Annotated in this window: 15 protein-coding genes; 9 read left to right on the top strand and 6 right to left on the bottom strand. The window is 64.9% G+C overall.

Annotation, left to right across the window (positions count from 1 at the left end):
• Window positions 1–112 precede the first annotated feature (112 nt).
• From LB520_RS05390 to LB520_RS05350, 9 genes are all read left to right on the top strand, one after another.
• The gene (locus tag LB520_RS05390; protein WP_224636718.1) at window positions 113–997 is read left to right on the top strand and encodes a transglutaminase N-terminal domain-containing protein; all 885 of its coding nucleotides are present in this window, start codon (window positions 113–115) and stop codon (window positions 995–997) included.
• A 208-nt stretch (window positions 998–1,205) separates the two neighbouring features.
• Window positions 1,206–2,042 (top strand): glycosyltransferase family 2 protein, encoded by an 837-nt coding sequence (locus tag LB520_RS05385; protein ID WP_224636717.1) that lies wholly within the window; start codon window positions 1,206–1,208, stop codon window positions 2,040–2,042.
• Entirely contained in the window at window positions 2,042–2,620 is a 579-nt protein-coding gene (locus LB520_RS29340) for a glycosyltransferase (RefSeq protein ID WP_224636716.1), read from the top strand. The genes LB520_RS05385 and LB520_RS29340 overlap by 1 nt, the downstream gene beginning before the upstream one ends.
• Entirely contained in the window at window positions 2,569–2,913 is a 345-nt protein-coding gene (locus LB520_RS05375; protein WP_224636715.1) for a hypothetical protein, read from the top strand. Before LB520_RS29340 ends, LB520_RS05375 begins: the two co-directional genes overlap by 52 nt.
• Window positions 2,910–3,653, top strand: coding sequence for a hypothetical protein (locus LB520_RS05370; protein WP_095766413.1), 744 nt, complete (start codon window positions 2,910–2,912; stop codon window positions 3,651–3,653). Before LB520_RS05375 ends, LB520_RS05370 begins: the two co-directional genes overlap by 4 nt.
• A 63-nt stretch (window positions 3,654–3,716) precedes the next feature.
• The gene (locus LB520_RS05365; protein ID WP_224636714.1) at window positions 3,717–4,808 is read left to right on the top strand and encodes a DNA topoisomerase IB; all 1,092 of its coding nucleotides are present in this window, start codon (window positions 3,717–3,719) and stop codon (window positions 4,806–4,808) included.
• Window positions 4,809–4,918: 110 nt separating this feature from the next.
• The gene (locus LB520_RS05360; protein WP_095766415.1) at window positions 4,919–5,293 is read left to right on the top strand and encodes a YciI family protein; all 375 of its coding nucleotides are present in this window, start codon (window positions 4,919–4,921) and stop codon (window positions 5,291–5,293) included.
• Complete coding sequence (locus LB520_RS05355; protein WP_224524412.1) at window positions 5,290–6,564, top strand: RNA polymerase sigma factor; 1,275 nt, start codon at window positions 5,290–5,292, stop codon at window positions 6,562–6,564. Before LB520_RS05360 ends, LB520_RS05355 begins: the two co-directional genes overlap by 4 nt.
• Window positions 6,565–6,743: 179 nt before the next feature.
• Window positions 6,744–8,258 carry an aldehyde dehydrogenase family protein gene (locus LB520_RS05350; RefSeq protein WP_224636713.1) on the top strand — a complete coding sequence of 505 codons (1,515 nt, stop codon included), beginning with the start codon at window positions 6,744–6,746 and terminating at the stop codon, window positions 8,256–8,258.
• A gap of 80 nt (window positions 8,259–8,338) precedes the next feature.
• Here LB520_RS05350 and LB520_RS05345 read toward each other — a convergent pair whose 3' ends face one another.
• The 6 genes from LB520_RS05345 to LB520_RS05320 form a co-directional block, all read right to left on the bottom strand.
• Window positions 8,339–9,415 carry an ABC transporter ATP-binding protein gene (locus tag LB520_RS05345; RefSeq protein WP_224636712.1) on the bottom strand — a complete coding sequence of 359 codons (1,077 nt, stop codon included), beginning with the start codon at window positions 9,413–9,415 and terminating at the stop codon, window positions 8,339–8,341.
• The gene (locus tag LB520_RS05340) at window positions 9,402–10,340 is read right to left on the bottom strand and encodes a PfkB family carbohydrate kinase (RefSeq protein ID WP_095766418.1); all 939 of its coding nucleotides are present in this window, start codon (window positions 10,338–10,340) and stop codon (window positions 9,402–9,404) included. The genes LB520_RS05345 and LB520_RS05340 overlap by 14 nt, the downstream gene beginning before the upstream one ends.
• Window positions 10,340–11,356, bottom strand: a complete 1,017-nt coding sequence (locus LB520_RS05335) for an SIS domain-containing protein (RefSeq protein WP_224636711.1) — start codon at window positions 11,354–11,356, stop codon at window positions 10,340–10,342. Before LB520_RS05335 ends, LB520_RS05340 begins: the two co-directional genes overlap by 1 nt.
• A 2-nt stretch (window positions 11,357–11,358) precedes the next feature.
• A complete protein-coding gene (locus tag LB520_RS05330; protein WP_224636710.1) occupies window positions 11,359–12,204 on the bottom strand; it encodes a carbohydrate ABC transporter permease in 846 nt (281 codons plus the stop codon).
• Entirely contained in the window at window positions 12,204–13,088 is an 885-nt protein-coding gene (locus LB520_RS05325; protein ID WP_224626720.1) for a carbohydrate ABC transporter permease, read from the bottom strand. The genes LB520_RS05330 and LB520_RS05325 overlap by 1 nt, the downstream gene beginning before the upstream one ends.
• A 186-nt stretch (window positions 13,089–13,274) precedes the next feature.
• Window positions 13,275–14,513 (bottom strand): extracellular solute-binding protein, encoded by a 1,239-nt coding sequence (locus LB520_RS05320; RefSeq protein ID WP_224636708.1) that lies wholly within the window; start codon window positions 14,511–14,513, stop codon window positions 13,275–13,277.
• Window positions 14,514–14,661: the final 148 nt, after the last annotated feature.

Raw genomic sequence — 14,661 nt, 5'->3', positions numbered from 1 at the left:
GAAAAGGATCGCCTTCAATGCTCTATCTCTCTGTTTTTGCGCAATTCCGGACGCAAGGCTACGGCGAAGCCGCCGAGCCCAACCGCTGCGCCTTTTTGCTGGAATTGCCCTAATGCTCTACGACATCAAACTCCATTTGCATTACGACTACGCCGCTGCCGCCGGTGGCGGACGGCACCAGGTGCGCGTCATGCCGCAGACGATCGCCGGAGTGCAGCGCGTGATCGCCGCCTCGCTGTCGTTCCAGCCGTCGCCGGCCGAGCGTGCCGATTTTTCCGATTTCTTCGGGAACAACGTCACCTCGATCGCTTTTCGCGACGCGCATGAGACGCTCGACATCCGCATGAGCGCGCGCGTGTCTGTCTCGCGGCCCGAGCCAGGTCTCGATGTCTCGCCCGATATAAGCGGGCTGAGGTCGGAGCTCGATCTGGTACGCTCGCTATTGCCGTCCGCGCCGCATCATTTCCTCGCCGCCAGCGACCATGCCGGCATCGAAGCGGCGATCACGGCCTATGCGCGGGAAAGCCTGGCCGGCTCGGCGGTGGCAACGGCGGCCGATCTCTGCAACCGCATCCATCGGGATTTCACCTATGACGGCAAGGCAACCACGGTGCAGACGCGGGCAAGCGACGCCTTCGCGCTGAAACGCGGCGTCTGCCAGGATTTCTCGCATATCATGATCGCCGGCCTGCGCGGGCTTGGCATTCCCGCCGGTTATGTCAGCGGCTTTTTGCGCACGATCCCGCCCAAGGGCAAGCCTCGGCTCGAGGGCGCCGATGCCATGCATGCCTGGGTCAAGGCCTGGTGCGGACGCGATGCCGGCTGGCAGGAGTTCGACCCGACCAACGGCATGCGGGCGAGCAACGATCATATCACGGTCGGCTACGGCCGCGACTATTCCGACGTTGCGCCGATCGTCGGCGTGTTGAAGACCACCGGCGGCCAGGTCGGCGAGCAAGCGGTCGACGTCATTCCGGTCGTCGTCGAAAAGGTGTAACGACAACCCGATTGCCCGTGGGCGCTTCTCAAATGCGCCTGCCGTCGGTATCCTGGGCACGGGATTGATGGGGGCGCGCGCCTGCGTGGGTATGGCGCGCGGAGACAGATTTGGAAGCGGTAAGCGTCATCATACCAGCACATGATGCGGCTCGGACGATTGCCCGGACGCTCGCTTCACTGGTTTCGGAAAAGAAGTTATCGGCGAGGTGCTGCTGGTTGACGATTCGTCGTCCGACGCCACCGCGGCCGTCGCCTCGGATTTGTCGTTACGGTGCGGGTTGCCGCTGCGCGTCGTCAAATCGAGCTGCCGTGACGCCGGCGGCTCCAGGAATCTGGCTCTGGAGCAGGCCCGCTTTCCATGGATCTATCTGATCGATGCCGACGATATTCATCTGGAAGGCGGCCTGCGCGCACTGCTGGCCAAGGCCGTAGGGGATCGAGGAGCAGACATGGTGGTCGGCGCCTACCGCAGACAGGTCAGCGGCGAGGAGCGGTCGACCAAGCTGCCGGGCGGCTACATGGCAAGCGGACCGGCCAATGCCTGCGCCTATCTCGAAGGGCGGATACGGTCGATCGCAGTCGGCAGCGCTCTGGTGTCGCGGCGGGTTGTCGGCGACACGAGGTTCCCCACCGGGCTCGCCTATGACGAGGACACGCTGTTTTGGGCGCGCCTGATGGCCAAAGCCTCGCTTGCGGTCCTGACACGACCGATCTTCATCTATTTCGTCTCGGCGGAGCGTTCCGACGACCGTTTCACGATCAGGCCCGCCGCTTGCTTTCTCGAATGGCGTCTGGCGCTGCGCCGGCTCCGGTCCTGCGGCATCGCGGAGCGGTCGCTCAAGACCAGGGAAGGCCTCGTCGCCTTGAAGATCGCGCGCGTTCATTATGCGCGCGGTGATTTCGATATGGCGGGAAGATTCCTCAGCGTGGCCGAAGCTGCGCCACGGACGGGCGCGGCTGTCTGGCGGTGCATGCGCTATCGGCTGAAGATCGCGTTGCGGCGCCGGTTCTCGGCGCCGGCCGCCCAATTGCAACGCGCCTGATGGCCGCAAGGCCGGATCTCGCGGTCGTGGTGATTGGTTTGCGGGCACCCGCCTCACTGGCGGCTGCGGTAAGGTCGGTGCTCGACCAGAATGTTCCGCTCGAGATCGTGGTGGTGAATTCCGGCGGCGGCAACGCCATGGCGCTGCTTGCCGATTGCGGCATCGGCGTAACTGTCATCGATGTCGAGGAGCGGTTGTTTGCCGGGGCCGCGCGAAATCGCGGCATCGCTGCAACGCAGGCTCCGTTCATCGCCTTTCTCGCGGATGATTGCCTGGCCTGTCCGCAATGGGCCGAAATCCGGCTGCAGCGTCACCGGGAGGGCGCCGCGGCTGTGGCGAGCGCCGTCCTCAACAGCCATCCGCGCAATCTGGTCGCCTGCGCGGCGCATCTCGTCACCTATATGCGACGCCTGCCCGGTCTCCCGGCCGGGAAGGCGCAGTGCTACGGCGTTTCGTTCGACCGGAAGTTGTTCGAGCGATATGGAGCGTTCGACGAGGGGCTGAAGGCCGAGAAGACACCGAATTCATGGCCAGACTGCCGGAGGCTCTGCGGCCGGTCTGGGAACCGAGGGTCCTGACCGTTCACCGCAACGAGATGAGCCTGTCCGGCTTGCTTGCCGACCAGTATCGCCGCGGGCGCCGCTATGGCGCCTATCTCCGGTCCCTCGACACAGGAAAACCCATGCGTCCGTTCCGAAAGGTGTTCCGCGACCGGCGCAATGTCGGCAAGCTGATCAAGGAGGGGTTGTCCGGCAAGGACAGGACCTTCGCAAGGCTGTCGCTGCCAATCGTGTGGCTGGCATTGTTCGCCAAATCGCTGGGGGCGTCCGCCGGCGCCCGGCATGGCGACACGACGGAGGACCGGCGATGATCACCATCGAGATGAAGCCGCCGCGTCGGCGGCGCGGCCGATGGTTTTGGTCACAGCGCAAAATCGTCGCCGTTTTCAGCTACCGCTACGATCAGCATCTCGTGCCCGACCTTATCGCCAATCTCGAGCCTGTCGTCGACGGCTGGATCGCCTATGACGACCGCGCCTCGGAGGGGCTTTTCAGCAGCGAGCCGCAGAGGCGGCGTGCGCTTATCGCCGCGGCCCATGAGGCCGGCGCCGATTGGGTTCTGGCCATGGATCCTGATGAAAGGCTGGAACAAGCCGTTGCCGGCCGGATCGGCCGCCTGACCAGCGGGTCCAGGCGCATCGCCTGGGGGTTCCGCTGTCGGGAGCTGTATACGCCGGCCAGCTACAGGATCGACGGTCGCTGGGGCCAGAAGATGCAGCACAGGCTTTTTGCCGCCTATCCCCCTGACCGTTATCGATCGAAAGAACTGCACGGCGCCTGGTTTCCCGACGATATCGGCTTCAGGCTCGAGGATAGCGGTCTCAATCTTTATCATTTGAAGATGATCGAGCCAAAGCGGCGCGCAGCGCGTCGCGACCTCTACAATTGCCTCGACCCGGATCGCCGGCTGCAGCAGATCGGCTACGACTATCTGGCGGACGAGTCGGGGATGGTTCTCGAGGCCGTGCCGGCCGGGCGAGAGTACGTTCCCGCTCATGCCGACGACGGCGGGCTCTGGATGGCGGATCTCTCCGCCATGCGGCGGGACTGAAAGCTGTTTCGGAACCAGCCGCCGGTTACGCGGCTTATCTACGGGAACTTCCGTGGAGCCATCATGCTGCAACAATCGCGATCCTGCGTCGACCGGCCGGCAGGCGAGGACCGAAGCCGGAAAGACGGTGCGCAGGATTCGGCCGAGCGCGCGTCGCTCAGCTATGTCAGCGACACCGATCCCGGCGTCCGACGATTGAGAAAAGGCAAGGGATTTTCCTATGTCGGTCCGAACGGGCGCAAGGTCAGCGCGGAGACACTTGCCCGCATCAAGGCGATCGTCATTCCGCCGGCCTGGACGGATGTATGGATATCACCCGATCCGGACGGCCACATCCAGGCAACAGGCCGGGATCAGCGGGGCCGCAAGCAGTACCGTTATCACCCGCAATGGACCGAGGAACGCGACGGCGTCAAATATTCCAGCCTCGTTGCTTTCGCGCAAAGCCTGCCCACTCTCAGGCGGCAGATCGATGCCGATCTGCGCCGCCGCGGGCTGCCGATGGAGCGCGTCGTCGCCTCTGTGGTTTGGTTGCTCGACAACACCATGATCCGCATCGGCAACGCGGCCTATGCGCGCGACAACAAGAGTTTCGGACTGACCACGCTGCGTGACCGCCATGTCGAGATCACGGGCTCCAGCCTGCGCTTCGCCTTCAAGGGCAAGTCGGGCAAGGAATGGAAGCTGAAGCTGGCCGATCGACGGATAGCCAAGGTCGTGCGCGGCGCCCAGGACCTGCCGGGACAGAAGCTGTTTCAGTATCTCGATGAAGACGGCGACCGGCGGCCGGTGCGCTCGGAGGACGTCAACCGCTATATTCGCGAGGCCTCCGGCGCCGAATTCAGCTCGAGGCATTTCCGCACCTGGGGCGGCACCATCCACGCCGCTTCGCTGTTTGCGCAGACCGAACTGCCGGAAAGCAAAACGCAGCAAAACCGGGTGATGAACAGCATCGTCGACAAGGTCGCCGAGCGGTTGGGCAACACCCGTGCCGTCTGTCGCAAATGCTACATCCACCCGCTGGTGTTCGAGGCGTGGAGCAACGGGCGCCTGCTCGACGAAATGGCCGAAGCCAATAAGCGCAAGCGCGTCATACCCGGTCTCGACGAGGAAGAAACGCTGGTGCTCAGATGGCTGCAGGCTCGCGGCGCCTGACAGGCGGTTGCGGAGATCGTCAAGTCAGTGATCCCTCGATAAATTTTTTTATCGACCTGGTGTCGGGAAGGGTCCTAGTGTCGCGTCCTTTGATACGGAAAGGACCTGCCATGCTTTACGCCATCCTCTGCTACGCCTCCGAAGACGTCGTCTGCTCCTGGAGCAAGGAACAGGACGACGAGGTCATGGCAAAGCTCCTCAACGTGCAGGACAAATACGCCAAGGCGGGCCGGCTGGGGCCGGTGGCGCGCCTGTTGCCGACGACGGCGGCCACGACGCTGCGAAAGGTCAAAGGGGAATCGATCGTGCTCGACGGCCCATTCGCCGAGACCAAGGAACAATTCCTCGGCTTCTACACGCTCGAATGCAACGATCTCGACGAAGCCGTCGAATTCGCGCGCGAGCTTTCCGAAGTCAATCCGAGCGGCGGTTCCTACGAGATCCGGCCGGTTTCGGTCTTCAATCCGACAAAGGTCGCGGTATGACGGAACTCGCCTGGATAAACGCCGCGATCAGCAATGCCCGCCCGCAGGCGATGGGCGCGCTGCTGCGCTACTTCCGCGACCTCGACGCCGCGGAAGAGGCTTTCCAGGACGCGTGCCTGAGGGCGCTCAACAACTGGCCGAAGAACGGGCCGCCACGCGATCCCGCGGCTTGGCTGATCTTCGTTGGACGCAACAGCGGCATCGACGCCGTGCGCAAGCGCGCCAAGCAGGCGCCGATGCCGGAAGAGGACCAGATTTCCGATCTCGAGGATGCCGAAGGCGATATGGCCGAGCGGCTGGACGGTGCGCATTATCGCGACGATATCCTGCGGCTTCTGTTCATCTGCTGCCATCCGGATTTGCCGGCGACGCAGCAGATCGCGGTGGCGCTGCGCATCGTGTCCGGCCTCACCGTCAAGCAGATCGCGCGCGCCTTTCTCGTCGGCGAGAGCGCCATGGAACAGCGCATCACCCGCGCCAAGGCGCGCATTGCCGATGCCGGCGTGCCGTTCGAGACGCCGGGCGCGGTTGAGCGCTCGGAGCGGCTCGCCGCAGTCTCCGCAATGGTCTATCTGATCTTCAACGAGGGCTATTCGAGCAATGGCGGCGAGGCGCCGGCTCGCGCGCCGCTGTGCGAGGAGGCGATCCGGCTCGCCCGGCTGCTGCTCAGGCTGTTCCAGCAGGAACCTGAAATCATGGGGCTGACGGCGCTGCTGCTTCTCCAGCATGCGCGGGCACCGGCGCGTTTCGACGAAGACGGCGAGATCGTGCTGCTCGAGGACCAGGACCGCTCGCTCTGGAGCCGCAAGATGATCGACGAGGGCTTGGCGCTGGTCGACAAGGCGCTGCGCCATCGCAAGCCCGGCCCTTATCAGGTGCAGGCGGCGATCGCGGCGCTGCATGCGCGGGCGGCGACGGCCGAGGATACCGACTGGACCGAGATCGACCTGCTCTACGGTCTGCTGGAGCAGATGCAGCCATCGCCGGTGGTAACGCTCAACCGCGCCGTCGCGGTCAGCAAGGTGCGCGGCCCGGAAGCCGCGCTTGCCATGATCGAGCCGCTGGAAGAGCGGCTGTCGGGCTATTTCCACTTCTTCGGGTTGAGGGGCGGGCTGCTGATGCAGCTTGGGCGCAACGACGAGGCGCGTGTCGCCTTCGACCGCGCCATCGCCCTGGCCAACACCGCGGCCGAGGCGGCGCATATCCGCATGCATATCGACCGGCTGATCAAGGAAAGCACTGAGAAGTCTTCCTTCCAAAAAGCGCGCTGATCCGGCTTCGCCGTCTGGCCCAATTTCGCAATCCGGCCTTGGACCATGCCGGGGTAGCGGTTTTCCCCCGAAACGCGTAATGCCACGCCATGAAAGCGCCCGGCTGTGCCCGACGGCACGGACATGGCGCGTGGCTTCCACGCCCGCCCTATGAGCGGCGGGATATGAAAGGGACAAAAATGACGTTAGCGAAGGAAACCGCTTCACTTCTTGAGAAACTGGGCGTCGCCAAAGATGCTCTTTCGGGGGGCGACCTGATCGTGCGCAGCCCGGTGACGGGCGAACAGATCGCGGCGCTGAAGTCGATCTCGGCCGCCGACGCCGGCAAGGCCATCGATGCCGCGCATAAGGCCTTCCAGGCCTGGCGGCTGGTGCCGGGGCCAAAGCGCGGCGAGCTGGTGCGCCTGCTCGGCGAGGAGCTGCGCGCGCATAAGGACGAGCTTGGCCGGCTGGTGTCGATCGAGGTCGGCAAGATCCCGTCCGAGGGGCTGGGCGAAGTCCAGGAGATGATCGACATCTGCGATTTCGCCGTCGGCCTTTCCCGGCAACTCTATGGCCTCACCATCGCCACCGAGCGCCCCGGACACCGCATGATGGAGACCTGGCATCCGCTCGGCGTCGTCGGGGTGATCTCGGCCTTCAATTTCCCGGTTGCCGTTTGGTCTTGGAACGCGGCGCTGGCCTTCGTCTGCGGCGACGCGGTGGTGTGGAAACCGTCGGAAAAGACGCCGCTGACGGCGCTTGCCTGCGAGGCGATCTTCAAGCGCGCCGCCAAGCGTTTCGGCACTGATGCGCCGGCAGGACTGCTCCAGGTGCTGATCGGCGACCGTGCCGCCGGCGAGGTGCTGGTGGATCATCCGAAGGTGCCGCTGGTCTCGGCCACCGGCTCGACGCGCATGGGCCGCGAGGTCGGCCCCAGGCTCGCCAGGCGTTTTGCGCGCGCCGTGCTCGAGCTCGGCGGCAACAATGCCGGCATCGTCACGCCCACCGCCGATCTCGACATGGCGCTGCGGGCGATTGCCTTCGGCGCCATGGGCACGGCCGGCCAGCGTTGCACGACGCTCAGGCGCCTGTTCGTGCATGACAGCGTCTATGACGCGCTCTTGCCGCGCTTGAAGAAGGCTTATGAGACGGTTTCGGTCGGCAATCCGCTGGAAGGCAAGGCGCTGGTCGGTCCGCTGATCGACAAGGCGGCCTTCGACAACATGCAGAAGGCATTGAAGGAGGCTGAAGCGCATGGCGGCAAGGTGACCGGCGGCACGCGCGTCGAGAACGGCCATCCGGACGCCTATTACGTGCATCCGGCACTGGTCGAAATGCCTGCCCAGGTCTCGCCGGTGACGGAAGAGACCTTCGCGCCGATCCTCTATGTGATGAAATACTCCGATTTCGACGAGGCGCTGGAGCAGCACAATGCCGTGGGCGCCGGCCTGTCATCGTCGATCTTCACGCGCGACCTGCAGGAATCAGAGCGCTTCCTAGGCGTCGACGGTTCGGATTGCGGCATCGCCAACGTCAATATCGGCACCTCGGGCGCGGAGATCGGCGGCGCGTTCGGCGGCGAGAAGGAGACCGGCGGCGGCCGCGAGAGCGGCTCGGACGCCTGGAAGGCGTATATGCGCCGCGCCACCAACACGGTGAACTATTCGAAAGCGCTGCCGTTGGCGCAGGGCGTGTCGTTCGACATCGATTGAGGACGAAGCGACGGGTCAGCCTCGCCCGCGAGCTGACCCGGCTCGAGATCAGGCCATGCGGGCGGAAGGCGGCCGATTGCTCAGAAAGCCTTGCCGGTAGCCGGATCGAAGAGGCGGAGCGCGTCCGCATCGAAGACGAACGCGCATGACTGACCCTTGGCGACGCGGGCGCGCGGCGGCAAGGTCGCCGTCAAGTTCTGCGCGCCGATCCGGGCCGTGGTGACCTGTTCGGGACCGGTCAGTTCGACGACATCGATCTCGACCGGCAGCGACAGATCCGCGCCGCTGCCCGGCCCCAGCCGGAGCGCTTCCGGCCTCACTCCGGCAATGACCTGAGCACCATCGCGGCCTGCGTTGGCGTAGCGCGCCGGCAGCGCCAGCCGCGCATCCGTGCCGGCAATGGCGAGCTTGCCGTCCTCGACAAAAGCTTCCAGCATGTTCATCGCAGGCGCGCCGACGAAGCCTGCCACATAGAGTGTCGCCGGATGGTTGTAGATTTCCTCCGGCGTGCCGAGCTGTTCGATGCGGCCGTCGCGCATGACGGCGATGCGGGTCGCCAGCGTCATCGCCTCGATCTGGTCGTGGGTGACGTAGACGACCGTGGTGCGCAGCATCTCGTGCAGGCGCTTCAGCTCGGTGCGCATCTCGAGCCGCAGCTTGGCGTCGAGGTTGGAGAGCGGCTCGTCGAACAGGAAGACCTGCGGCTTGCGCACCAGCGCCCGGCCGATGGCGACGCGCTGGCGCTGGCCGCCGGAGAGCTGCCCGGGCTTGCGGTCGAGCAGATTCTCGATCTGCAGGAGCTTCGCCGCTTCACGCACGGCTTTGTCGCGTTCGGCGACGGGAACCTTGCGCATCTCCAGGCCGAAGCCGATGTTGCGGCTCACCGTCAGGTTCGGATAGAGCGCGTAGGACTGGAAGACCATGGCGATGTCGCGGTTCTTCGGATGCACGCCAAGCACGGAGCGGCCGCCGATCAACACGTCGCCGCTGGTCGCCTCGGCAAGACCAGCGATGATGTTGAGCAGGGTGGACTTGCCGCAGCCGGAGGAGCCGAGCAGCACCAGGAACTCGCCGTTCTCAAGCGCGATGTCGATGCCTTTCAGCGTTTCGACGCTGCCGTAATTCTTGCGGATATCGCGGATTTCAAGCGCGCTCATGGATGGCTTCCTCGAAGAAAATCGGCCCGCCATAGTCGCGGGGCAGGGTGGAAATGGCCCGCGATGCCACCTGAACAGCCGCTGCAAGGCAACGTGCCAGAGCGTGCTCCCGAGCAAGCGCCGCCAGAAAGGCGCCGTTGAAGACATCGCCGGCGCCGATCGTGTCGACGACGTTGACGCGTGGCGCGGTCGCATCGATGATCTGGCCGTCCGGGCCGATAGCGATCGCGCCCTCGGGTCCGCGCTTGACGACCACGGTCGCGGCTTTTTTCATGCCGTCGCGGATCTTGCGTGCCGCGTCCGTGGGATTCTTCAACCCCGCCAGCGTCGTCGTCTCGACCTCGTTGAAGAGCGCAAGCTCGCAACGCGACAGCCAGGCGCGCGCCGCGGCACAATTTTGCGCCGTCCAGCCATCCATCGGCCAGCCGGTGTCGAGCGCGACGGCGATGCGGTGTGCCTCCGCCCAATCGAAAAAAGCATCGTACTGGCGCGTGAGGTCGTCGGTCAGGAAGGAGCCGCAAAGCAGCGCGTAGCCGCCCGAGAGCCGCTTGCCGTCCAGAACCGAAAGCACGTCGTCGAGATTGAAGCGCGGCAGGTGACCGCGGGTGGTGAAGAAGGTGCGTTCGCCGTCCGGATGGGTCATGCCGACCGACAGCGTCGTGCCCTCCGTGTGGACCGGCCATCTCGCGGCGCGGCCCCCGAATGCTTCGCGCAGCCAGCGCCCGAACTGGTCGTCGCCAAGATTGGCGGCAATCTCGAAATCGATGCCCAGCGCCTGCCAGGCAAGCGCCGTGTTACCGGCCTGGCCGCCGACACGCAGGTCGTCGTGGTCGACGACGGTCTCCGTGCCCGCCTTCGGCCATGGCGCGACCGGCCCGACGATCAGGTCGACGTTGACGTTGCCGATCACCGCGAGCGGCCGCATCACTCGCTCCTGGTGATCTTGGTGGTGCGCACCGGCGTTCCGGCATTCTCGACGCGGGAATCGGCGAAGGCGATCATCAGGCTTTGCGCCACCGGCAGCATGGCAAAGATCGCCGCCAGTCCGGACGCGGGCTTGAACCTCAATGTGACGGCGCCTGCGACCGACGGTTTGCCCGAAGCATCGAACACGATCAGCGGCGCCCCGGTCTCGACCGCTGAAGCGGCCATGGCGGTGACGAGGTCGGCGGTCGGGTCGTTGCCGCGGAAGAGCACGACGCCAATGCTTGGACCCAGCATCTCCATCGGCCCGTGGCGCAATTGACCGCCTTCGAGCGAGAAACAAGGCAGGCGCGACAGTTCGGTGAAGCCGAGCGCAAGGGCTTCAGCCACGCCTTGAAGCTTCCGGCCGGAAGTGACGATGGTCGTGACCATTCTCAGCGCCGCGAGCGCGGCATCGATCTCGACCGTCTGGGGCGCCTTGAGCCCGGCGAGCGCGCCGGCGGGATCGTCGCCTAGCGCAGTCAGGATGGCGAGATGCAGGGCGAAGGTCACGGTCAGGCTGCGGGTCGCGGCAAAGGCGAGCTCGCTACCGCCGGCGCCGACGAGGCAAGGCACCGTACGGCCAAGAAACGAGCCGGCCTCGAGCGTCAGACCGAAGGTCTCCGTGCGATCGCCGGTCTCGGCAAACCAGCGCAAGACCTCGGCGCTTTCGCCGGATTGAGAGGTGACGATCACCGTCTTGCCGGTCAGCGGCAGCGGCTGGCCGAGCTGCTCCGACAGCGGCAGCGCGATGGCGTCGATGCCGTGCGCGCGATAGAGCGGCTCGACCGCGCGGGCGACGGCATGCGAGGCGCCCATGCCGAGCAGGAGGAGCCTGCCGTTCTTGCTGATCGAGGCAGCGATCTCGGCGGCTACTTCTCGATTGCTCTCGAACGAGGCAAGCGCATCCTCATGCTGGCGCGCCATCTCGCGGTCGATCGCGACAAGCCCTGCCGGGCGGTTCTTTTGCGCAATCATGATTATCCTTTCACTCCGCCGCTGGTCAGGCCCGAGATCAGCGCGCGTTGCATGACGAGGCCGATCAGCACCGGCGGCAAGGCCGCGAGCACGCCGGCGGTGGCGATCAGTCCGTAGTCGGAGACGCGGCCGCCGGCGAGATCGGCGATGGCGACCGTCAGCGTCTTTGCCCGCTGGTCCGAGGTGAAGAGCAGGGCATAGAAGAATTCGTCCCAGGCAAGCAGCACGGCAAACAGCGCCGATGTCGCCACCACGGGCGCCGCCAGCGGCAAGGTGATGATGCGCCAGGTCTGGAACAGTCCCGCCCCGTCAATCATCGCCGCGGCCTCGATCTCGTGCGGGATGGAATCGAACCCCGATTTCATCAGCCAGGTGGTGAAGGGCGCGAGGATCGTCAGATAGATCAGTGCCAAGCCGAAGACGTTGTTGAGCAGGCCGAGATGGGACAGGCCCATGTAAAGGGGTACAGAGAGGGCCACCGGCGGCAGCATGTAGGTGGCGATCACCATCGACAGCGACCAGCCGACCGAAGGCGTGCGCGAGACGGCCCAGCCGGCCGGCACGGCAAGGACAACAGCGGCGAGCGTCGCCATGCCGGCGACCTGCAGGCTGTTGCGCAGCGATGCGGTGAAGGCGGCGCCGGCGCTGTTCTCCGCCCTCGATAGAAGCTGCGTGTAACGGGAGAAGTCGGCGGCCTGCGGCCACCAGCGTAGCGGCTTGGCGGCGAGGTCGGCGGCCGGCGATATGCTCATGACGAAGAGCCAGGCGAGCGGCGCCAGGATCACGACGGCGAGCAGGATGGCGCAAGCGTAGATGAAAGCGGTGAAGACCGGGCTCTTGCGTTCCATCAGGCCGCGCTCCCCGCGGTCTGCTTGACCAGCGTCGCATAGGCGACGGCGAGCACGGTGACGAGCAGGGTGACGATCAGCGCCAGCGAGGCGCCGGAGCCGGCGCGCTGGAAGGAGAAGGCTTCCTGGTAGACCAGGATCGACAGCGAGCGCGTGCTGTTGGCGGGGCCGCCGCGCGTCATGACCCAGATGATGTCGAAGACCTTGAAGGCCTCGATGGTGCGCAGCACCAGTGCCACCATCAGCGGGCCTGCCAAATAGGGCAGGATGACGAAGCGGAAGCGGTTGAGCGGGCCCGCGCCGTCGACAAGCGCCGCTGCGGTGATGTCGCGCGGCACGGCCTGCAGGGCGGCGAGCGCAATCAGCGCGACCAGCGGGAAATTCTTCCAGCAGTCGGCGACGATCAGCGCCGCCAGGGCCGTTCCCGGCTCGCCTAGCCAGGAGCGGTAATCGTCTATGATATGGAGCTGCGTCAGCGCCGCGTTCAGCGCGCCATATTCGGGATTGTAGATCAGCCGCCAGAGCGTCGCGTTGACGACGGTGGGCAGCGCCCAAGGCAGGATCATCAGCCCGCGCAGCACGGCGCGGCCGCGGAATTCCTGATTGAGCAGAAGGGCCGCAAGCACGCCGATCACCATCTCGGCGGCGACCGAGATAACCGCGAACCAGGTGGTGGTCGAGAGCGTGCGGGTGAAGTTCGAGCTGGTCAGCATCTTGGTATAGTTGTCGAAGCCGACATAGTTGCCCGCCGTGCCGACCAACTGGGCGTCGGTGAAGGAAAGCCTGACAGTATCGACCAACGGCCAGCCGATGACGGCCACCATGATCATCAGAAGCGGCAGCATCAACAGCCACGCGCGCGTCGTCATCCAGGTGCCCGACATCAGAGCGCCTCTCTCCTGTCATCCGGTCAGAGCGGTTCACCGTTTCACGGAAACGGCGAACCGCTCAATCTCTTTGTTTTGACGCAATTCCGGACGGAAAACCGCTTCACACTTTTCCTGGAATTGCTCTAGAAACAGCACGGGCGGCGCTCGTGGATGAGGCCGCCCGCGTGGAGGAACGCCAGATCAGAGGCCGCTGTTTTCGGCAGCGGTCTTGAGCGCGTCTTCCGGTGTCGCCTGGCCGAGCAGCGATTCCTGGATCGCCTGCTGCAGCGCCGTCGACAGCTGCTGGTATTTCGGCGTGGTCGGGCGCGGATACATCGCGGCAAGACCGAGCTTGGCGGCGGCGATCAGTTCTTCCTGGCCCTTGGTGACGGCCGGATCGTCATAGGACGAGGCCCAGATCGGCAGCGACAGCTTGGCATACTGGTTCTGCGTCGCCTGCGAGGTCATGAACTCGATATATTTCCAGGCTTCGTCCGGGTGCTTCGACACCGCCGTGACGCCAAGCCCCATCGAGCCGTTGACGGCCGAGACCTCGCTGGTGCCGGCAACGCCCGGCGCCGGCACGACGCCGACCTTGCCCGCGACCTTGGAGTCCTTCGGATCGTTGGCCATGTTGTACATGTAGGTCCAGTTCAGCGCGAAAGCGGCGTCGCCGTTCTCGAAGACCTTGCGCACATCCTCTTCCAGGAATTCCTTGGAGTTCGGATTGGTCAGGCCCGACTTGTAGCTGTCGACCATGTATTTCAGCGCCGAGAGGCCGCCGCCGTTCTGGAAGTCGGGCTTGCCGTCCTTGAGGAAGTCGCCGCCATAGGCACTGACCAGCGTGGTGTAGTCGCAGATGGCGGCTTCGGCCTGCGACCAGCTCCAGGCGATCGGCGTCTTCAGCAAGCCCTTGTCCTGAATGATCTTGGCCTGCTGGCCGAGTTCTTCCCAGGTCTTCGGCGGCGCCTTGATACCGGCCTTTTCCAGGATTTCCTTGTTGTAGAACAGGTATTTGGTGTCGAGGATCCACGGCATGCCATAGTACTTGCCGTCATACTGGACGGTGGTCCAGGCCCCGGGCAGAACGCCCTTTTTCATGTCATCGGTAATCTTCGACGAGACATCGACCAGCACCTTGTTGGTCGCGTATTCGGCCGGCCAGATGACGTCGAACAGCACCACGTCATAACCGCCGCCGGATCCTTGAGCGAGCACGGTCTTGTCGTGCAGGCCTTCATAGGGAACGAATTCGAGATTGACCTTGATGTCCGGATTGGCCTTGGTGAAGGCCTCCGTCATCGAGCGCACGTCGGCCTCGCTATAGGCGGCCTGCGCCATGAAGAGCGCGTTCACGGTGGTTTCAGCAAAGGCGTGGGGGACGAGCAGCCCGCCAACGAACACCGCGCCCAGAAGTGTCTTACCGATCGATTTCAGCATTTGTCTTTCTCCCATTTTCGACGGCTGCGAGTGGGCGGCCAAGGCTGTGCCGCTTTCTCGAATTCGCATCGCGTCTGACCGGTCCATCCCCAACGGTGTGCGGCGGAGCTCGAAAGCTTTTGCCGTCTTTTTTAAAACCGCGGAGGTC

The sequence above is a fragment of the Mesorhizobium sp. CA12 genome (assembly GCF_020165255.1).
Classification (GTDB): domain Bacteria; phylum Pseudomonadota; class Alphaproteobacteria; order Rhizobiales; family Rhizobiaceae; genus Mesorhizobium.
This window is presented reverse-complemented; position numbering and strand designations above follow the sequence as displayed.